The 19,010-nt window shown below is 67.8% G+C and carries 18 protein-coding genes; 7 read left to right on the top strand and 11 right to left on the bottom strand.

Features of this window, described 5'->3' with window-relative positions; all coding sequences use genetic code 11:
* Positions 1-65: 65 nt before the first annotated feature.
* Positions 66-1,283 (top strand): DegT/DnrJ/EryC1/StrS family aminotransferase, encoded by a 1,218-nt coding sequence (locus tag ACFYL6_RS16025; RefSeq protein WP_387171746.1) that lies wholly within the window; start codon positions 66-68, stop codon positions 1,281-1,283.
* Positions 1,280-2,182 carry a glycosyltransferase family 8 protein gene (locus tag ACFYL6_RS16020; RefSeq protein WP_387171744.1) on the top strand — a complete coding sequence of 301 codons (903 nt, stop codon included), beginning with the start codon at positions 1,280-1,282 and terminating at the stop codon, positions 2,180-2,182. The genes ACFYL6_RS16025 and ACFYL6_RS16020 overlap by 4 nt, the downstream gene beginning before the upstream one ends.
* A gap of 72 nt (positions 2,183-2,254) precedes the next feature.
* Here ACFYL6_RS16020 and ACFYL6_RS16015 read toward each other — a convergent pair whose 3' ends face one another.
* Positions 2,255-3,349, bottom strand: coding sequence for an acyltransferase family protein (locus ACFYL6_RS16015; RefSeq protein ID WP_387171742.1), 1,095 nt, complete (start codon positions 3,347-3,349; stop codon positions 2,255-2,257).
* Between the two features lie 56 nt (positions 3,350-3,405).
* Positions 3,406-3,660, bottom strand: coding sequence for a GDP-mannose 4,6-dehydratase (locus ACFYL6_RS16010; RefSeq protein ID WP_387171741.1), 255 nt, complete (start codon positions 3,658-3,660; stop codon positions 3,406-3,408).
* A gap of 338 nt (positions 3,661-3,998) precedes the next feature.
* On the opposite strand from ACFYL6_RS16010, the gene ACFYL6_RS16005 reads away from it, so the two are divergent.
* Together ACFYL6_RS16005 and ACFYL6_RS16000 are read left to right on the top strand one after the other, a co-directional pair.
* Positions 3,999-4,988 carry a hypothetical protein gene (locus ACFYL6_RS16005; RefSeq protein WP_387171739.1) on the top strand — a complete coding sequence of 330 codons (990 nt, stop codon included), beginning with the start codon at positions 3,999-4,001 and terminating at the stop codon, positions 4,986-4,988.
* Between the two features lie 294 nt (positions 4,989-5,282).
* The gene (locus tag ACFYL6_RS16000) at positions 5,283-5,990 is read left to right on the top strand and encodes an SDR family oxidoreductase (RefSeq protein ID WP_387171737.1); all 708 of its coding nucleotides are present in this window, start codon (positions 5,283-5,285) and stop codon (positions 5,988-5,990) included.
* Between the two features lie 708 nt (positions 5,991-6,698).
* Here the strand turns inward: ACFYL6_RS16000 and ACFYL6_RS15995 are convergent.
* The gene (locus ACFYL6_RS15995) at positions 6,699-7,148 is read right to left on the bottom strand and encodes a group II truncated hemoglobin (protein WP_387171736.1); all 450 of its coding nucleotides are present in this window, start codon (positions 7,146-7,148) and stop codon (positions 6,699-6,701) included.
* A 163-nt stretch (positions 7,149-7,311) separates the two neighbouring features.
* Between ACFYL6_RS15995 and ACFYL6_RS15990 the strand changes: the two genes are divergently transcribed.
* On the top strand, positions 7,312-8,079 hold the full coding sequence (locus ACFYL6_RS15990) for an SDR family NAD(P)-dependent oxidoreductase (RefSeq protein ID WP_387171734.1): 768 nt from the start codon (positions 7,312-7,314) through the stop codon (positions 8,077-8,079).
* Positions 8,080-8,291: 212 nt separating this feature from the next.
* Here ACFYL6_RS15990 and ACFYL6_RS15985 read toward each other — a convergent pair whose 3' ends face one another.
* The 5 genes from ACFYL6_RS15985 to ACFYL6_RS15965 form a co-directional block, all read right to left on the bottom strand.
* Positions 8,292-8,465, bottom strand: a complete 174-nt coding sequence (locus ACFYL6_RS15985) for a hypothetical protein (RefSeq protein ID WP_355008762.1) — start codon at positions 8,463-8,465, stop codon at positions 8,292-8,294.
* A 74-nt stretch (positions 8,466-8,539) separates the two neighbouring features.
* On the bottom strand, positions 8,540-8,782 hold the full coding sequence (locus ACFYL6_RS15980; protein WP_387171788.1) for a hypothetical protein: 243 nt from the start codon (positions 8,780-8,782) through the stop codon (positions 8,540-8,542).
* Between the two features lie 260 nt (positions 8,783-9,042).
* Positions 9,043-10,680 (bottom strand): lectin, encoded by a 1,638-nt coding sequence (locus tag ACFYL6_RS15975; protein WP_387171732.1) that lies wholly within the window; start codon positions 10,678-10,680, stop codon positions 9,043-9,045.
* 281 nt (positions 10,681-10,961) lie between these two features.
* Positions 10,962-11,543 (bottom strand): hypothetical protein, encoded by a 582-nt coding sequence (locus ACFYL6_RS15970; protein ID WP_387171730.1) that lies wholly within the window; start codon positions 11,541-11,543, stop codon positions 10,962-10,964.
* Between the two features lie 103 nt (positions 11,544-11,646).
* Positions 11,647-12,621: a GlxA family transcriptional regulator gene (locus ACFYL6_RS15965; protein WP_387171728.1), complete on the bottom strand. Its 975-nt coding sequence runs from the start codon at positions 12,619-12,621 to the stop codon at positions 11,647-11,649.
* 146 nt (positions 12,622-12,767) lie between these two features.
* On the opposite strand from ACFYL6_RS15965, the gene ACFYL6_RS15960 reads away from it, so the two are divergent.
* The gene (locus tag ACFYL6_RS15960; protein WP_387171726.1) at positions 12,768-13,406 is read left to right on the top strand and encodes an HD domain-containing protein; all 639 of its coding nucleotides are present in this window, start codon (positions 12,768-12,770) and stop codon (positions 13,404-13,406) included.
* A gap of 339 nt (positions 13,407-13,745) precedes the next feature.
* Here ACFYL6_RS15960 and ACFYL6_RS15955 read toward each other — a convergent pair whose 3' ends face one another.
* Entirely contained in the window at positions 13,746-14,798 is a 1,053-nt protein-coding gene (locus tag ACFYL6_RS15955) for an aldo/keto reductase (protein WP_387171724.1), read from the bottom strand.
* A gap of 89 nt (positions 14,799-14,887) precedes the next feature.
* Between ACFYL6_RS15955 and ACFYL6_RS15950 the strand changes: the two genes are divergently transcribed.
* On the top strand, positions 14,888-15,493 hold the full coding sequence (locus ACFYL6_RS15950) for a TetR/AcrR family transcriptional regulator (protein ID WP_387171722.1): 606 nt from the start codon (positions 14,888-14,890) through the stop codon (positions 15,491-15,493).
* A 204-nt stretch (positions 15,494-15,697) separates the two neighbouring features.
* Here ACFYL6_RS15950 and ACFYL6_RS15945 read toward each other — a convergent pair whose 3' ends face one another.
* Together ACFYL6_RS15945 and ACFYL6_RS15940 are read right to left on the bottom strand one after the other, a co-directional pair.
* Entirely contained in the window at positions 15,698-16,057 is a 360-nt protein-coding gene (locus ACFYL6_RS15945) for a VOC family protein (RefSeq protein WP_357816434.1), read from the bottom strand.
* Between the two features lie 481 nt (positions 16,058-16,538).
* Positions 16,539-18,644 (bottom strand): NACHT domain-containing protein, encoded by a 2,106-nt coding sequence (locus ACFYL6_RS15940; RefSeq protein WP_387171720.1) that lies wholly within the window; start codon positions 18,642-18,644, stop codon positions 16,539-16,541.
* Positions 18,645-19,010 lie beyond the last annotated feature (366 nt).

Below are 19,010 nucleotides of genomic sequence, written 5' to 3'. Positions count from 1 at the left end.
CGGTGCCTCCGGCCAAGGTCGATTCTGCGATACGGTTCCTCGCTCCAACAACGGCCGGAGGGTGGATGCTGGCACTGCTCGGTGGACCTCCGGTACTGAGGCCGGGTGAGCTCGGTGGCTGGCCGGTGTTGACCGCGGAGGACGAGGCCTCGGTGCTGGCGGCGCTGCGGGACGCCATGCCGTGGCGATGGCCGATGCGGGCCGCGACCGAGCTGGAGGATGCCTGGTCGGAGCTGACGGGTATGCCGTACGTGCTGGCCGTGAACTCGGGGACGGCGGCGCTGCACATGGCGCTGGTCGCGATGGGGGTCGGGCCCGGCGACGAGGTGCTGGTGCCAGCCGACACGTTCGGGGCGACGGCGCAGGCGGTGCTGCACGCGGGCGCCCGGCCGGTGTTCGTGGACAGCGACCCGGTCACGTACACGATCGACCCGGCGCAGGCGGAGACAGCGATCACGCCGGCCACCCGGGCGGTGCTCCCCGTCGACCTGCACGGCCTGCCGGCCGACTACGCCGCTCTCGGTCGGCTCGGCCTCGCCGTGGTGGAGGACGGGGCGCAGGCGCACGGAGCCACCTATCGGGGTCGGCAGGTCGGGGCGCTGGGTGACGCCTCCGGCCTGAGCCTGAACGGGTCGAAGACGCTCTCCTCGGCCGGCGAGGCGGGGCTGTTCGCCACCGCCGACCGCGAGGGCCACCTGCGGGCCCGGGCGTTGATGACCTTCGGCGAGAGCCAGTCGCGGGCGACCGGGGAGATGCCCGAGGTGACGTCGGTCGGCTGGAACTACCGGATCCACGTGCTCGGCGCCGCGTTCGCCCGCTCCCAGCTGCGCCGTCTGGCGGAGATGTCAGACAGCCGGGCAGCCAACGGTGCGGCGCTCACCGGGCTGCTGACCGGGATTCCCGGACTGCTGCTGCCGGTGGTGCCCGAAGACCGGACGCACGTCTACTTCCTCTACCCACTGCTGGTCCGGCCGGAGGAGTTCGGGCTCGGGCCGGAGTACGTCCCGGCGTTCCGGGACGCGCTGCGCGAGGCTGCCACCGCGGAGGGTCTGCCGATCGGCCGCTGGCAGACCAAACCCCTGCCGCACCACCGCCTCTTCAAGGACCGGCAAGAATTTCCGGTCGCGGCCGACATCTGCGCCCGGCGGCTGAGCATCGGGCACAGCAGCTGCCCGATCGGCCCGCCGCACACCCGCAACACGATGCGAAGGATCGCCGCTGTGTTCGAGAAGATACTGGTCACCGAGGGCACGGCCTTCCGGCGAATGGTCACCGGACGATGAACGGTGTCGTCTTGTGCCTCGACGCCCACTACGTCTGGCCCACCTGCGTGGCAGCTCGGTCACTGGCCCGCACCTGGCAAGGGCCGGAGCCGCTCCACCTCTACCTGCTCTGCGACCCGGGCGTACTCCCGGACTCGCTGGCGGCACTGACGGCCGCCGCCGCTCCGGCGAGGGTGACCGTCATCCAACGCGACTTCTCCTTCCCCGACATGCGGATCGGCTACATCACGCCGATGGGGTACGCGCGGATCGCCGCACCCGGTCTGATCGACGCGGATCGGCTGCTCTACCTAGACTCCGACATGCTCGCCTGCGTCAGCGTGCACACCCTGCACCGGCCGATCGCGCACGACTACCCGGTCGCGGCGGCACGCGACCCGTACATTCCCGAGCTGGGCAGCCCGCACGTAGAGACCGACCGGTTCCCGCTGAGCGGTCGGGCGGTCAGCTTCCCGTACTTCAACTCCGGTCTGCTGGCCATCGACGTGGCACGCTGGCGGGCCGAGCGGCTGACCGAGCGGGCCGCAGAGTTGATTGCCAACCCCGACTGGCGCCCCTTGTTCGGAGACCAGGACACGCTGAATTACCTGCTCGGCGGCAGGTTCGAGCTGCTCGATCCGCGGTGGAACGTGATGCCGGTCAGTGCCGTGCAGCAGCGGCTGGACTTCACCTACCACGGCGAGCGGTACGTGCCGATGCCGTACCAGCTGGATCTGGAGCGGGCGCCGTTCATCATGCACTACGCCACCGAGGTCAAGCCCTGGACCGAAGCGTTCCCCGACGGCATGCTGCGCCGCCAATGGCATGCGGTGGCCGCGGAGGCCGCTTTGATGATCGAGGCCGCCGGGGTGCCGGTCCCCACGGTCAGCCCGACGGTGCGCCCGGCGGATTCCCACTGACGGCACGGCCCGCAGTCATCTGCAACTTCTGAAGGAACCGGAACACCGGATCGTTCACACAGTGGTGGTCGGTCAATAACGGCCGGCAGTCGCCTGAACCGTGACACGAGCAGTGCGGGCGGTCTGCTCTGGCATCTGGTGCGGCGGTACGCGTAGGAGCCGGCGAATCGCCAGGTGAAGTGCTGGACGGACCCTGTCCTCCACCTTCGCGCTGATGAGCCAGGAAGCGCCGCACATCGCGGCGATCACCAGCGGCAGCGCCAGCCAGGGATGGACTGCCGGGACCAGGGCGTTGATGGCAACAACACCTAGAGTGAAGTGGATCAGATAGAGCGGGTATGTCATCGCGCCGAGTTCGGCCAGACATGGCCACCGCATCCAGCGCAACCCACCGGTCGCTGCGAGGATCATAACGACGAAGATCGCCAGGATGACCAGGGCAGCAACGACAGGGGTCGGCGCCAGCCCGTCGGCAACCCGCTCGTCGATCCGACTGTCCGCCTCCTTTACGGCGTTCGCGTAGCACGCCGACAGCAGGAGGCCCAGTCGCGCAGTGAAGCCGAAGCGGTGCACCAGGTAGAGAGCCATGCCAGCGATGAAGTAGTGGCTGAACTGGGGCTGCACAATCAGCGCCAACGCGGCATGTGCGGCTGGCGGAACAGGAAGAGCTTCCAGGGCCACGCTGGTGGTGAGCCAGCCCCACAGCAGCCAGTGGGTACGACGCTCGGTGATCCCCAACAGCGAGAAGGCGAACAGGATGAGGTAGAACCGCCACTCGGACCACAACGTCCAGTACACGCTTTCGACGTACTCAATGTTGGCGAGCTGGGGAAACATTGACAGGTTCGCCGCGTACTGCGCCGGGGTGACGTCGTTCCGGCCCCGTGGTCCCGCAATGGCGACCATCGCCGCCGTGAGAGTGACGGCTACCCAGAAGGCGGGATACAGCCGAGAGATCCGCGACGCTACGAACTCGCGCGTGGTGCGTCCCCACACGCTCATGAGCACGACCATGCCGCTGATGAGGAAGAACAGTTCGACGCCAAGGTAACCGTACTGAGTGACCGCGCCGAGCGACGGCGCGAAGTCATATTCAATCTGGCCCTGGCTGTAGGTGTAGTGGAGAAGGACGATCATCAGGGCGGCGGCGAACCGGAGTAGGTCCACCTCGTATAGGCGGTGCTGCTCTCGCACTGGCCTTGCAGCCAGCGTCATGTGTGCGCTCAAGCTCGACCGGACCGAGTGTCGAGCGCCGCCGCCGTGACCCGGAGGCGCCCCACGACGAGCTTCAGGTCGATGTCGTTGAGGTCGGCGCCCGACTGTCGTGGATGGATGCTGATCCGATCGATACGTCCGGTGTTGAAACTGGACGATATTCTTTTGAGTCCGTGCACCGTGTTGCCCTTGTTGAGCAGGAGCCCTGACAGGTAGCTGCCATCCTGCCCGGTGAACCCGGAATTAGATGCTACTCGCGACATGCGTCCCTCTCGAGGTGGCGACCCTGAGGCGCGACCTGCACGCGGTGGTCCGAAAATCCGGCGCACCTGCAACGAACCGGAATGATGCGTCAATTCCTTATACCGGATTCGTGGCGCACCTCCATCGCTTTCACAATCCCCGCAAGCTACTTCCTGAAGAAACTCAAGAAATCGTCTCATTCGTCGGCCGACACGACCGATCCCACCGCCGATGACGCTCGGCGCCCTACGTCGATCGACAGCACTTCGGCAGGGTGGCGTTAGGCGACTCGAGACGCCAGCCGGTGCCAACCATCCCGGAGCTCGGGACCTGCACGTGGGCCATAAGATCCACGTCTATGGTCCGCACCACACCTCCGCGTCCTCTGGACATCGCGGCGCTCTTCCCTGAACTGCGGGAACATTCCATCACCGCTACCCGCCTGCATCCCCGACCCGGCGCTCCGACCGTTACGGACAGTTCGGTCGGCGGACCGCTGTTGTGGCCCGCCGACGAGGAATGGCCCGTCTGCGACGACGCCGGGGCGCACGAGCCATGGAACCTGACCACCCCGGCCGCCCTGCGCCGCAGGCGGGAGATCCTCGCGACCGCGGAAGCTCGGGAGCCGCTGCCGGGCGGGGACTTCTTGACTGCGGAGGAGCGGGCCGAGCTCGATGCGGCCGACGCTCTGGATCTGGACGACCTGGCCGAGGATCCCATCCCGTTGGTACCGGTCGCGCAGCTGTACCGACGAGATATCCCGGACTACGCCGGTCCGGACGGCACCGACCTGCTCCAGGTGCTGTGGTGCCCTGTGGACCACTCGGACCGGCACTACAGCCCTCGCGTCTTCCTCTACTGGCGCGACAGTTCCGCCGTCGGCCCGCGGCTCGAAGCGTCTCCCGAACCGCCGGTGATCAGTGACATGTACCTGCCGCTTCCGTGCGTGGTGCACCCCGAGCAGGTCCGCGAGTACCAATACGCCGGCCTGCTCCCCGATGACCTACGCGAACGGCTCGACCAGTGGGACGACGACGAAGACGAGAGCCGTCCGCGCTATCAGAGCGACTTGTCGCTCGCGCCGGGATGGAAGGTCGGCGGGTACGCCAACTGGTCACTGACCGATCCGTACCCGATGGACTGTGCTGCCTGCGGCACCCCGATGACCTTGATTCTCACCGTCGGCTCAAGCGACTGGAACGGCATGCATTGCAGCTGGCGCCCGGCCGAGGAGAACCCGACCGCGTCCCCAGACACCGTCGGCGTGCAGATCGGGCGCGGCTACTCGCTGTACATCTTCCGCTGCCCCGAATCATTCGATCATCCCCCGGCGACCGCTATGCAGTGACGCGGCCTCCCTCCATGGCGTGCCGACAAGCTGGCCGTCCGCTACGAAGCCACCATCCAACTCGCCGCCATCGACGAATGGCTGTGACGGACTTCCACACATGCCCCAGACCTGGGCACCGTTCAATCATCAGCTCTTGATCAATTCGCGGGGTCGGTGACGCCCGATCCGCCCGACTGGCCGTTACCGGCCGCACCCGGGTCGCCCTGAGCCGAGCGCCGCCGACACGGGCGAGCGTGATTCACCTCGCACAAGTTTGCCCCTCACGTCAACGTGAGGTTTTAGCGTGGCGATATGCAAATCAACGGCTCAACAGCTCTCGTGACCGGAGCTAACCGCGGCCTCGGCAAGGCCTTCGCCGAGGCCCTCCTCGCCCGGGGCGCCACCGTCTATGCGACCGCCCGTCGCCTGGAAAGCATCGACATCCCCGGTGCCATCGCGCTCCAGCTGGACATCACGGATCCCGCGTCCATCGAGGCCGCCGCAGGAAAGGTGGGCGACCTCGACATCCTCATCAACAACGCCGGCACCTCCACCGAAGCCCCGCTGCTCGGCCCCTCCACGGAGAACATCCGCCGCGACCTCGACACCAACTTCTGGGGCACTCTCAACGTCACCCGCGCCTTCGCGCCCAGGCTGGCCGGTGGCGCCATCCTCAACGTCATCTCGGCGCTGAGCTGGTACACCTTCAGCCCCGGCAGCAACGGCTACGCCGCCTCCAAGGCCGCGGAGTGGTCCTTGACGAACGGCATCCGACTCGAGTTGGCCGACCAGAAGACTCTGGTCACCGCCCTGGCGCTGGCGATCGCCGACACGGACATGATGGCTGGCGTCGACATCCCCAAGCTCGCGCCCCACGAGGTGGTCGCCCAGGCCCTCGACGGACTGGAAGCAGGCAAGATCGAAGTCATCGCTGACAAGCCCACCGCCAACGTCAAGGCCTCCCTCTCCCGCGATCCCGCCGACTTCTACGCCGACATCACCGGCAACCTCTTCGCCTGACTCCACCGGTAATCCGCCTGCCGGAGTAAGCGGCTTGGTCAACGGGCGCACGCCCGGCGGGCGGCCCGGATTCTCATGAAGCCGGGCCTCCGCCTGACCGCCGCAGGGGTGCGGACGTCGAGCGAAGCCCTGAAGATCGTGATCGACTTCATGGTCTTGAAGCTGGCGCCTCCAAGGTGCGACCGAGGGCTCCGGGAGGTCACTGGTCCGGTGCGGTCGGCCCCGCAGCAGATCCGGCTATCTGCGAGGTGCGAGTTTCAAGACGTACGGCGGTTGGTTGCTTTGTGTGGGTGTCTCAGGCTGAGCCGCCTGGAGCATCAGGCAACGCAAACCAACAGCCCTCGACCACCTCGCGTAGGTAGCCCTCGCGGGCAAGGCGGACACACACCTCGACGATGTCCTCATGGTTGTCGGACCACCGATATGGGTGACTCGGATATCTTTCACAGAGCCCGCCTTTCCTGCGCAGATAGCGGCTCTTGCGAACACTGCCTCAGGCTTGCACAACTGGACTGCGGAACTAATCCGTATCCTGACGGCCAATGAGACGGCCAGTCGCCGACCCTGGAGGCGTGCGACCCGATCGACCGGTTCGCCGATCAGAAGCCGCACAACCGCAGGCCCGCTAGGCGGCGCTCGGCTCCGTGCTTTCTGGCAGGACAGCTGGCCGGAGGGAGCCTCGAGGACGTCGTGGTTCGCGGATGCCCGTCAGTCTTCAGACTGTCGCGGCCACGTCCAAGCGGGAACCTCACGGATCGGATGCAGCTCGTCATCGCTCTCGGCACGCGAGTTCTGCTGGGCCACACGGGCGCCGAACTCAAGGTGTTCGCGCACCGCCGCGCGGAAAGCGTCATCGTCCGGTAGGCCGGCTTCATCGATCGCTTCGAGGTAAAGGGCGACGAACCGCTCCCGCTGCTCGTCGGTGATCTTCAGATGGCGGTGGACGTCAATGATGTACTGAAATCCCAGTCCGGTGGTGAACCTGTCGGGGCCGCCGAAGGACTCGGCGGTGAACCACGTGAGGTGATCGACATGGCTCGGCCGGCGAGCGGGGAACACGCTGCGCAGCACAGGGTCGTCCAGCACCTTGGTATAGAACAGGTCCTCCAGACGATGCAGCGCCTCGTCGCCGCCGGCAAAATCGTACAGAGTGGACATGGGCCCGTCTTTCGTTGCCTGGACTCCGACTGGGGCGCTCCCTGAAATCCGATCGCTGCGACCGTACCTCGTTGCGACAGACATGGTGGCGTACGCAAAGCCGCAACGTCCGGTCATCGGCAATTTGAGTCTCGGCTTCCTCCAGCGAGCAGGTGCGAGGCCGATGTTCAGTCAACTGCGGCCGGGGCGCCGAGGCGCAGCGCGCACGGTCGAGGTACGCGAGCTGGACCTGGCCTCCCTCGCCTCCGTGCGGACCTTCGCGGCGAAGCTGGCTGGCGACCACCCGGCGATCGACCTGCTGGTCAACAACGCCGGCGTGGTGCTGCTCGGCCCACGTCGCACCTCGGCCGACGGATTCGAGTTGCACCTCGCCACCAACATGCTGGGCCACTTCGTACTGACCGGCCTGCTGCTCGGCAACCTGGCCGCGGCGCGGGAAGCCCGCGTGGTCAGTCTCAGCTCGATCACCCACAGGAACGCGCACCTGGACTTCAATGACCTGATGTTCGAACACGACTATCGGGCAGCCACCGCCTACGGCCGGTCCAAGCTCGCCACCACGATCTTCGGCATCGAACTGGACCGCCGCCTGCGCGCCGCCGGAACGCCGACCGTCAGCGCCCTGGCCCACCCCGGCCTCACCCGCACCAACCTGACTCCGCGTGCCTGGGAACACCGTGGCCGATTCGGGCGACTGATCGCGTCGGCCGGCCTGCTGGCAACCCAGCCGGTGGCGCAGGGCGCGCTGCCGCAATTGCGCGCTGCGACCGAGCCCGGTGTGCGGGGTGGCCAGTTCTTCGGCCCGTCCGGACTCTGGGAGACGCGAGGCAGGGTAACCGAGGCCCGCCTCAGCCAGGAGGCCGCCGACCCGGCCGTCGGCACGCGGCTGTGGGCGGCAGCCGCGGACCTGACCGGCGTCAACTACCTCTGACCTACGACGGTCACCGGCTGGCCGGCAGCAATCCGCAGCGTCGCGATCAGCCGCCGCACCTGCCTTCGCGCGGCTGCCAGCGCCGGCTCTGACCTGGGTGAACGTGGAGCCGGCGTCGTACGCGGATCCGGTGGGCGGCGCCCCGACGTCTTGAGCGCCGTCAGCGCTGGCATCGGCGGTCGGGCTGGTGTCGCGCTCGATCGCGGACGAATCTATGCCGGCTCGCGCACGCCGCCGGCGTTGCCACCGTCGTCCGGCATCGGTTCGGCCGGCGCTTCGGGCAGTTCGTCCGGCGCGCCAGGCAGAAGAATGCCCGCGTCGTCGGGCACCGGTTCACGCGGGTCGATGGGCGGATACTGTTCGGGGTCGAGATCCGGTCCAGTCATCAGGTGAGTATCCGTCGCCTTCCGGGCTGCCGCTCGTCGGGCCCGCGAGCCGGGCAGCCTTCCCCTCGCCTTGGCTAACGCTCGGATGCGGATTCCTCAACACAGTCGCGCTCGTCATGACTCTTTTTGATCCCGTCGGTGCCTGCGTCATTCGGCTGGACGCGGGTGTTCGTCCAGACGATCAGCGACGCGATCAGCAGGAGGATCGAGCCCACCAGGAAGGCGTGGGTGACTTTTTCGGTGAAGGTCGCCTGCAACAGTGCCCGCCCCACGGTCTCGGGGTCGTCAGGAAGTGCAGTGGTGATCGGGCCGATCACCTGCTCGGTGCGGCCAGCGCCGCGGCGGCCGGGCTGTCGTCCACCGAAAGCCGTGAGAACTGCGTACCAGGCCGGGTCGTCGGGCGGCGGGTGCTTCCACAGAACCCCGTTGATGACCTGCCGGTGACCCCGCCACCGCCCCGAGCACACCCGGCTCGGGCAGCAGTGGCGCGATCCCCGTCCACGCCCCATCCGTCAACTCGCCGCGACTACCACCGACACACCGCCAACGACCAACCACCACATGATCAGGACACGCCCTAGACGAGGTCGAAGGACTCCCACGGGCCGATCGCCGCGCGGTTCGCGATCAGCGCCCCGACGCCGGCGTTCTCGGCGCAGACGTACATGCCGTTCGCATTGCTGCGGAAACTGACACTGCCGTCCTGGTTCGCCACCCGCGTGAACGTCTCCCAACCGCCGATCGCGTCCCGGTCGGCCACCAGCGCCGCCGCGCCGGCCTGCTCCGCACAGACGTACTTACCGGTCCGGCTCGATCGGAGGGCGACGAGACCGCCACCGGCGTCGACGACGGTGAACTTCTCCGACGCCGACGTCAGCGAGGCGACCAACGGCGAGCCCCCGACGAAGCGGCCGTTCGCGCGGGCCCTGATACCGACGGCGGCGGGCGGGGTCGGCGTGGAGCCGATTACTGGCGCGGTCGGCCGGGTGGCGGTCAAGGCGATCGTGCCCTTGAGCATCCGACCACCATCACCGCTGAGCCGCAGGTAGTAGTCCGCCGAGCACCTGGTGCCGTCCTCGTCCAACGGCAGGAACTTCGAGCCGACCGGGACGAACGCCGCGGTCTCGGCCGTCTTGGCGATCTGGTTGCCCTCGTTGTATTCGTCGAACATCGAGATGTAGATCGCCGCTGCGCCGGCCCGGATCACGTTGTAGAACTGCCGCCACATGAAGTCGCCGTGTGCGCGCTGGCGCTCCTGGAGATCACCGGGCAGCACACACGGCTGGTAGTCGATGCCGTGCGCCACGCAGTCCCGCACGTCGGCCACCGTGACGTTCGTGTAGAACCAGTCCGACCCGGCCGCGTCGCCGATCCGGCCCACCATCCACGGCGAGATCATGTCGTACGCGTGGTAGACGTCGGAGAAACCGGGCCGCGAGTCGCTGTCGCCGTTGCGCCAGTGCGTCGGCGTACCACCCATGACGTACACGCCCTGCGCCTTGAACCAGTTGATGACGTCCAGGCAGACCGGGGCACTCCACGGGTGGTTGGTGTCGTTGAAGCCGAACCCCCAGATGCCGACGACGGGCTTGCCGTTCTGCTTCGCGTACGCCGGGGAGGCCGTGTACGCCTTCATCTTGCTCGTCCAGTCGTCCTTGATCTGCTGCTGCATGTCCGTCCAGCCGCTGACGTCGTACATGATGTAGAACTTGCGCCCGAACTCTTCGGCCGCGTTGCGAACCTTGATCGTGACGGCGTCGCGGATCGGGCCCTCCCCGCCGACCGGGTTGAAGCGCTGCAGCGCAGCGGTGTCCAGCCCGTTCTCCTGCATCCAGCGGAAGTGGGTGTCGACGGTTTGCTGGTCGTAGGACGAGAACAGAGACGCGGGTTGCCCGTTGCCCAGGTTTTGGTAGCCAGTCCTGTACACCCGGTCGTAGTCACGCACGTCTGGCCACGACTTGAGCGCCTCGTTGACCGGCGAGGGGGTCTTCTGCCAGTCCTGGCCGTAGTGCCACCAGCCCGACAGCGGGCTCCCGTCACCGGCCCCGGTGAACCAGCCCTGGTAGCCGACGGTGACCTTACCGACCACGTCTCCCGGCGGGCTGACCGCAGCAGCGGCGGGACTGGCCTCGAGAGCGTCGAACGAGACCCCGGCGACGGTGGCCGTAGCGCCAGCCATCGCGGAGCCGAGCAGGGTGCGGCGGGACAGTCTCATGAAGGCGGCAACTTTCCTCAGAGGATGTTCGCCCGGATCGTAGAGATGGGGATGATCCGGACGGGATGAGGTTAGTAAGCCTGTTTGTCGACCATCAAGCTGAGCGGTCGAACTTCAAGGAACCTTAAGAATAAGAGGTGTCCGGGAGGCTGTCTCGGTGTGCAGGCTCAGGAGCAGACTGTCGAGCGCTGGATTGCTCGACGCCACCATCACGGGCGACGCGGTCTACGTCGAACTCGACCACTGCCTCCGGGTCCTGGCGACACCGTCCGTTGTCACGATCATGCAATCTCGTGCTGGCGCGACAAGGCTTTCGTCGAAACGTCGTTCAAGCCGAGCTCGGCGGGATAGCTGCCGAAGCGCTTCAGGTTGAACTTGCGTACAGCCACCGCCCACGGGTTGTGCGTGGCCATGTGGACAAGGTGCTCGAAGTGCGACAGGTACGTCTCGCCGCGTTGGGCACGCTCGGCGAGGATGTAGGGCTCCAGGACGCGCCAGGCTTGCCGAGAGCGGTAGCTGACCGTACCCACGAGGAGCCTCGGATCGACCGCCGCAAAAGCCAGCATCTGACCCAGACCGTTGTAGTACAGGGATAGCCGGACCACATGGTGACGGGCCTCGGCCGGCAGGTCGCTGACGCTGACATGGGGTGGCGGGTGCCGGACGGTCAGCTCATTGAGGACGAAGTCCTCGGCGCGCAGAAACTCGTCACTGGATCGGTCTCGGGTCAGCAGCTCAATCGCGACGAGGGTCTGGTTGGCGGTCTGCGCCGAGCGCAGCTGACGTAACGCGAATACGACCGTCACGACAACCGCGATCGCAGAGCCGCACGCCGCGACGACATCCGCCAGGTCAGTTATCACAGATCCTGAGGGTAGTAGGTTGAGGCGAGTGTCGATGGCTGGAGGTGACCCGGAACAGGTCGACCCGATCGGGCCCGACCCAGCGGGACCCGGGTCTGCGGAATCACCAGGCGGTGGTGGTCGTGGTCCGGAACCGGCGCTGGTAGACCGACGGCGGGATGCCGTACGACGCGGTGAAGGCCCGCCGCAGCGTTTCGTCGCTGCCGAACCCACTGAGCCGGGCCGCCTCGGTGACTGTGCCGCCCCGCTCCAGCAGCGCGCGGGCTGCCTCGACCCGGGCAAGTTCCAGGTAGCGCGCCGGGGTGAGCCCAAACTCCTGTTGGAAGAGCCGGCGCAGGTGGCGGGGGGTCATCGTCGCATCGTGCGCCATCGCCTCAATCGGATACGCCCGGGCCGGGTCGGTGGCGACCCGGTCGGCGACCCGGCGTAGCCGCTGGTCGAGGGTCGGCGGCAGGTCCTGCCGGACGGAGAACTGGGACTGCCCACCCGGCCGCTGCATGAACACCACGAGCTCCCGGGCGACCTCGCGGGCCAGGTCGGCACCGTGGTCTTCCTCGACCAGTGCGAGGGCGAGGTCGATCCCGGCGGTGACCCCGGCGCTGGTGGCGAACCGGTCGGAGCGGACGTGGATGGCGTCCGGCCGGACCTCGATCTCCGGGAATTCGGCCTGTAGGCGGCCGGCGTGCCGCCAGTGGGTGGTGGCCGGGTGGCCGGCGAGCCAACCGGTCCGGGCCAGCACGAACGCGCCGGTACAGACCGCGGCGAGCCGGGTCGGCGGCCCGATCAGTGGACCCAATCGGGCACGTAGGTCCTCGGCGTCGGGGAGCGCGGTCAGGTCTTCGGCCCCGGTCAGCACGAGCGTGTCCAGCGGCGTGGACTCGGCCACGGTGGTGTCGGCGGACAAGCGGACCCCGGACGCGGTACGCACCGAATCCGACCGCCAGCCGAGCAGGGCCACCGCATAGTCGGCGCCGCGCCGGGTAGCTCCGGTGAAGACGTCCACCGGTCCGGAGACGTCGAGTAGCTGCACCCCGTCGAAGACGAGCACGCCAACCCGGTGTGACCGCCCTCGGCTCATCCGACCCGCTCCCTCCAGCCGATCCGATGTCCGCATCTGTGGGATGGCTGTCCTTCTGGACATGGTCCGGCCGAGTCTAGCCCGGCAGCATCGGTGGCGAACCTCAGCACCAGAGGAAACCTCCGTAGGAACAGGATGAGCAGACCATGGCCGAAACCGTCGCCGGGATCACCATCCCGGACACCCCGCTCGTGGCTGCCGCGACCGACCTCGTCCGGGCAGCCACCAACGACCTGTTGTTCCGGCACAGCCGCCGGGTGTTCCTGTTCGGCGCGCTCCAGGGTGAGCGGCGTGGTCTGAACCCCGACCTCGAACTGCTGTACGTCGGTGCCATGTTCCACGATCTCGGCCTGACCGAGCGGTACGGCAGCACCGACCTCCGGTTCGAGGTCGATGGAGCACATGCCGCCGAGCGGTTCCTGCTCGACCATGGCCGACCTGCTGCGCAGGCCCGCAAGGTCTGGCTGGCCATCGCGTTGCACACCACGCCGGGGGTGCCGGAGTTCCTCGACCCGGAGATCGCCCTGGTCACCGCGGGAGTGGAGACCGACGTGCTGGGCATCGGTTACCGCGACCTCGATCCGGAACGGGTCGCCGAGGTCACCGCCGCCCATCCGCGCCCCGACTTCAAGCGGCAGATCCTCGCCGCCTTCAACCAGGGCAACAGGCACCGCCCACAGACGACGTTCGGCAACGTCAACGCGGACGTGCTCGCCCACTTCGACCCGACCTTCGTCCGGGACGACTTCATGGAGATCATCCTGCGCAGCGACTGGCCGGAGTGACGGTCCGCTCGGAGGGAACCTCCGCTCGGGATGGCCGACCTGTCCGCTGTCGGACGCTCGGCGACCGCCGGGGCGTTCCGGCCCGAGCCGGCCCGATTCGCAGGGCACCCCGCTGCTCCCAACCCGCTCCCCCCAAACCGGGCTCGCACCGAACCGCCGACCGCCGACCGCCGACCGCCGACCGCCGACCGATAGTGAACTGCCGGCCAGTACCTTGGTGGCGCCCGCAAATGGCTCCCGCAGCCGCATCGGGCGATCGGGAAGCACGTCCACGAACGCGCCTGGTCAGCGGCAGATCCGTACGCCTGATGTTGTCCTGCAGTATTTCCGTCTTGACGATCAGGCGGCGCCACGCTCGCTGACCGGCCGGCGGCGCAGGTTCGGGTTCAGCAGGGCCGGGGGCAGGTAGGCCTGGTCGAGCCGGGTGACATCGGTGCCGGGCGCGACGATCTCGTCGATCCGGTCGAGGATCTCGTCGGTGAGCGTGACGTCGATGCCCGCGAGCAGGTTGTCGAGGTGCTCCATCGTGCGCGGGCCGAGGATTGCGCTGGTCACGCCCGGGTGTGCGATGGCGAATGCCATGGCGAGATGGGTCAACGGCATGCCTGCCTCGTCGGCGAGCGGGATGAGTTGTTCGACGACGTCGATCCGGCGCTCGTCGGTGAGGTGCTTGGAGAAGCGGGCACGGCGCAGGTCGTTCTGCTCCCCCTTGCGAACCCGGCCGGTGAGCATTCCCTGCCCGAGCGGGCCCCACACCAGCGTGCCCATCCCATAGCGCTGCGCGGCCGGCAGCACCTCGCTCTCGATGCTGCGGTTGAGAATCGAGTAGGGCGGCTGCTCGGTGTGGAACCGTTCCAGCCCGCGCCGCTCGGCGACCCACTGGGCCTCGATGATGTCGGATGCGGGCATCGTGGATGACCCGACCGCCCGGACCTTGCCACTGCGGATCAGGTCGGAGAGCGCGGAGAGCGTCTCCTCGATGTCGGTGTCGGGATCCGGGCGCTGGATCTGATAGAGGTCGATGTAGTCGGTCTGCAGGCGGCGAAGCGAGCCCTCGACCGCGGTCATGATCCAGCGGCGGGAGGCGCCTCGCTGGTTGGGGTCAGTCGCCGCGCCCGGCGTCCGAGGCAGCGCGTTCAGCCGGGGAAGGCCCACCTTGGTCGCGAGGATGACGTTGTCCCGACGCCCCTTGAGGGCCCTGCCCACGATCTCCTCCGAGTCGCCGTAGGCATCGGCGGTGTCGACAAAGTTGATCCCCGCGTCCAGCGCCTTGTGAATGACTTTGATCGAGTCGTCAGGGTCGGGGTTCCCGATCACCGTGGCGAACATCAGCGTGCCGAGCGCGTACGGGCTGACCTTGATGCCCGTCCGACCCAGGGTGCGGTACTGCATGAGCGTCTCCTTGCGGTAGCGTGGTTATGCGGAAACTCTTTCCGGAACTATACGGAAAGCCTTTCCGGAACAGCAAGGGAGGCTCAGCTGTGTCCGACAGCGCAGCAGATTTCAGTGTTCGCGAACGCGGCCCGCGCCGGATGCGCACCGACGCGCGCCGCAACATCGAGTCCCTGCTCGAAGCGGCGAAGACGGTCTTCAGCACCGCCGGCGTCGATGCCCCCGCCAAACAGATCACCGATCTGGCCGGCGTCGGCGTCGGCACGCTCTACCGGCACTTCCCGCAGCGCTCGGACCTGATCAAGGCCGTCATCGAGCGCGAGATCGACGCCTGCGCCGACGCGGCCCCGGCGCTCGCCGCCGCGCACGAGCCGGGGGTCGCCCTCGCGAAGTGGCTCGACCGGTTCACCGCGTTCGTTGCGACCAAACGCGGATTTGCCGCGGCCCTGCACTCCGGCGATCCGGCGTTCGACGGCCTGCCCGGATATCTCATGCAGAAGCTAGGACCAGCCCTCGAATCCTTGCTCGAAGCGGCGACAGCCAGCGGCGAGGTCCAGGCCCGGATCAGTGCCCAGGACCTGCTGTACGCCGTTGCGAAACTGTGTGCGCCCATGCCGAACGAGGAACCCGACTACGGCCGACGCATGGTCGCGCTCCTCGTCGACGGACTACGGTCCGGCGAATTCCCACACTGACACATTCACCCTCGGCCGGCGACGCGTGGAGCGCCAAGGTAGGCGCCGGCGTCTGCGAGAAGAGGTCACCACCGGGGGATGCGCTGGTCAAGGCACCGCGAGTGGGATCGGCGTCTCAGCTAACGGGACCAGCAACTGGTCCGGCACGGCGGAAGGCGCGACCGGACGGCCCGGTGGTGACCGACCAGATCGCGAGCCAGGAGGTCACACGTCGGCTTCGAGAGCGAAGGTGTTGCCGTCCGGGTCCTGGAACCACGCGATACGTCCACCTCCGGCCCGCGCGGTGATCCCCTTGGCGTCGTGCTCGAGCTGCTCGTAGCGAACGAACTCGACGCCGGACGAGGAGAGCTCCTCGACAATCTGGTCGATGTCGTCGACGTACCACGTCGCCAGCGTCGCCGGGGTCTTCCCGGCAGTGACCGACTGGTACACGTTCAACGCCGGCCCGCCACCGGAGCCATAGACGCGGCTGCCGTCGGCGATGGTGGCGCTCGGGCCGGACCGCAACGCCCGCAGGCCCAGCGCGCCTTCGTAGAAGGCCACGGCCTTCTGAATGTCGGACACGGCGACCGAGGTTCTGAGGTGGTACGCGCTCAAGGGCATGAACCACTCTGGCAGATACCCCACGAATCGTGGCGCCGAACCGACGACCTGTTCCGGTGCCCTTCGATCCGGGGAGTGACCGTGACGACAGGCCCGAGCGCGGCGTTAGACGACACGAGACGCCGGCCGGCGCCAGCCACCATGGGAGCAGCGCCACCCGGCCACTTCACCCTTTACTGGGAAGTCACACCGCACCGAATGACCGCAGAACCCCAAGTCGAACGGGGCTAGGCATTTTTCGAGCATCTGAACGCGATAGCGTTCGCTCCTCGACCGTGAGCGGACGCCCCCGTACAACATGGGAGCCACACCCGAGATCGGCGCGAGCGCGTGGGCGGCCAACCACTCGCGGTCTTTCGCGGCGGCCGACCGCTTGCCGGACCGGTCCGCTCGGTCCGGCGGTAGTCCGCAGCGCGAACCCTTCACACAGGGCTGTAGATCGCTATTCGGGGGCGGCTTGCATGGCGAGGCGGTCTTGCAGGCGTGCGTGCCGGAACTGGTATCGCGGGCCGACGGTGCGCAGGACATGTCTGGCCCGGGCGTCTTCGAGGAAGTGCATCATCCGCAGCGGACCATCGCCCCGGACGCGCAGCCAGACGAAGACGAGGAGCGCCCGCCATACCCGAGACACCGTGACACCAAATCCCAGGCCGAACGCCAGATTGAAGGCGATTCCGCGCGCCGAGGGCACTCCGGCCGAGAGGACGAGGATGCCGCCCAGTCCGAGCACCGCACCGATCAGCAAGCCGCAGCCGAGATCACGCTTCCAACAGGTCCATGGATCTGCGGTGCTCCGGTCGGTGCCGGTAGGCCGGGCTCCGGCATAGACCAGCATCAGTGCCAAAGTGAACGTCACGCTAACCACCAGCGTGTGGATCGAACTGGGCGCGTCTTCTCCGGGCTCGGGAAAGTAGGTGAACCGCAGCCGTATGAGCGCGATCTCCGCACCGGCCAGCATCAACCACCCCAGGACGGCACTCGGGGCGGCCAGCGAGCGCAGCCGGTTGAAAGCCCACGCGCGAGGCTCGTCGGAGGTGCTACCGAACATCAGGTCGCCGCCCTGATGCGTGAGTAGCCCAGCAGGCATGCCAATGAGGAGCCCGAAGACGATGCCCGACGCGATGGGGGTGGTGGCTTCATCGCCGGTCACGAGGAGCAACACCGAGACGATGGTGCCGATCACCCCTGAGACGACGAACGTCATGGCGAGCTGAACGAAGGAGGGTAGCCAACGGGAAACGCGCCACCAGGCCACGTCGCGATCGTCGGCCTCGTCGAGCCGCCAGGCGAGCCGGCCGAGCCAACGGCGTGCCTGGTCGACCGTGTAACGCGGCAGTGGGCCGTCGGTGTTGGGATGCTGACCGTAGGCGTTGAGCAGAATGGTGTCGAGCAGGTACTCCTCGGTCGCTTTCCGGCTACGCCGACGGCGTGGGTTGAGCAGCTCGCCGAGCCGGTCCTCGCGCCCCTGCAGGTCGCGAACCAGGCTGAGCATCAAGGGGTTCTCCAGTGCCTTGATGAAGCCGTCGCGAGATCCGCCGCGCAGGCGCCGAAGCAGGCGTCGCCAGGTGGGTGTCGGCGTGCCGGGGAAGCGCTCCAGATAATCGGCGGCCTGCGCCGCCGTGGGAGGCATGAGCTCAAGAGTTGCCGCTCCGATCAACAGGCCCCGCCGAGCAGCGGCGTCGCCCATCTCGTCGCCGCGGCTGAGTAGCACCATGCGCTGCGCTGTCAGCGCGTTCAGCTTCTGCAGGACCGCTGGGCGCAACCGCGGCGGTACCGCATCGAGGCTGTCGAGAACGAAGGAGACGCGGCCAGCGGCCAGCATCTCGCGGACGACGCCCGGCCCGAAATCCGTTGATCGCAGGAAGGAATAGGTGTGCAGCAGCTGGGACGTGGCCCAGGAGAGGAAATCTAGCTGGCCGGGATTCCAGTCGTGGAGCCGCAGCATCACCGGCACGGGCGTGCGGGCCTGGTCGACCGGATCGAGCGAGCGTCGGTGGTTCAGCGCGCTGAGCACCAGCTGCAGCGCAGCGCTGGTCTTGCCCGCCCCGGCGTCGCCGAGCAACACCACCCGCCCGGACGCCACACCGCCATAGACCTGGATTAGATCCCCCAGACTTCCGCTGTCAATCTCGCCCGGACCGATTGTGCTCATCCCCGGCAGCGGAACCGCCCGATGTTCCGTCCACGTCGGATTGACGGCTGCGTCCCGTGATGCGCCAAGGCCGCGCTCGGACCACTGCCAGCGAAGCGGTATGGGTGGCAGGACACGCAATCCCCGCTGTTCTAGATCAGACTCGACTCCCCCACGGATCTGATCGGCCAGCCGGTCGACGGCGCGATCGATCAACTCCGGCGCAGGGTCCGGCCGGTGCACGAACCTGCGCCACAGCATGGGTATTGCCGGCACGGCTACCGCCAGCAGTGCCGTGAGGGTCTGGATGGGTCCGACATGCTCAGGATGCTCAACCAACCTGACATACCCGGCGGCGATGATGCCTGCTATCCCAAGGAGAACGATCAGCAGCAAACCCCGGCGGGTATTGATCACGGTGAGTAGCCTACTCGGCTCCCGGCCTGACCGTGTCCCGGCCGGTCGCCGCGAAGTCGCGGTCTCACACCGCTCCCGCGATCCCGGCGCCCTGCGGTGAAACAGAACGCCTGACCCGCTTTGACCTGAAGCGGACGTGGAGCCGCGGGTAGGGGCGGGCGCCGTTGAGGGATGTTCGACACCGTTGGATGCCGTTCAAGGACGTCCAGTGCACCCTGCTTCCTCCAGCCTGCGCTCCCCCCGGTCCCGGGGCTGCTGACGCCTGAACCACCCGCGGTGGCCCCCCGCCTTGCGGCCGCGGCCCCCCGGGGGGCCCCCGCCACCAGGGCCACCGCCCCCCCGTACCCCTGGTGGGGGGGGGGGGCC

The organism is Micromonospora sp. NPDC007208 (assembly GCF_042869175.1).
GTDB lineage: Bacteria > Actinomycetota > Actinomycetes > Mycobacteriales > Micromonosporaceae > Micromonospora > Micromonospora foliorum.
Note: the sequence above shows the minus strand (reverse complement) of the source record. Positions and strands in the feature narration are given on the sequence as shown.

What these genes read in the sequence shown, in the direction of transcription:
- ACFYL6_RS16000 (WP_387171737.1), top strand. Translation starts at nt 5,283, where the DNA reads ATGCAAATCAACGGCTCAACAGCTCTCGTGACCGGAGCTAACCGCGGC.
- ACFYL6_RS15955 (WP_387171724.1), bottom strand. Translation starts at nt 14,798, where the DNA reads ATGCAGTACCGCACCCTGGGTCGGACGGGCATCAAGGTCAGCCCGTAC.
- ACFYL6_RS15995 (WP_387171736.1), bottom strand. Translation starts at nt 7,148, where the DNA reads ATGTCCACTCTGTACGATTTTGCCGGCGGCGACGAGGCGCTGCATCGT.
- ACFYL6_RS15985 (WP_355008762.1), bottom strand. Translation starts at nt 8,465, where the DNA reads ATGACTGGACCGGATCTCGACCCCGAACAGTATCCGCCCATCGACCCG.
- ACFYL6_RS16005 (WP_387171739.1), top strand. Translation starts at nt 3,999, where the DNA reads ATGGTCCGCACCACACCTCCGCGTCCTCTGGACATCGCGGCGCTCTTC.
- ACFYL6_RS15990 (WP_387171734.1), top strand. Translation starts at nt 7,312, where the DNA reads ATGTTCAGTCAACTGCGGCCGGGGCGCCGAGGCGCAGCGCGCACGGTC.
- ACFYL6_RS15960 (WP_387171726.1), top strand. Translation starts at nt 12,768, where the DNA reads ATGGCCGAAACCGTCGCCGGGATCACCATCCCGGACACCCCGCTCGTG.
- ACFYL6_RS16025 (WP_387171746.1), top strand. Translation starts at nt 66, where the DNA reads ATGCTGGCACTGCTCGGTGGACCTCCGGTACTGAGGCCGGGTGAGCTC.
- ACFYL6_RS16020 (WP_387171744.1), top strand. Translation starts at nt 1,280, where the DNA reads ATGAACGGTGTCGTCTTGTGCCTCGACGCCCACTACGTCTGGCCCACC.
- ACFYL6_RS16010 (WP_387171741.1), bottom strand. Translation starts at nt 3,660, where the DNA reads ATGTCGCGAGTAGCATCTAATTCCGGGTTCACCGGGCAGGATGGCAGC.
- ACFYL6_RS15965 (WP_387171728.1), bottom strand. Translation starts at nt 12,621, where the DNA reads ATGAGCCGAGGGCGGTCACACCGGGTTGGCGTGCTCGTCTTCGACGGG.
- ACFYL6_RS15975 (WP_387171732.1), bottom strand. Translation starts at nt 10,680, where the DNA reads ATGAGACTGTCCCGCCGCACCCTGCTCGGCTCCGCGATGGCTGGCGCT.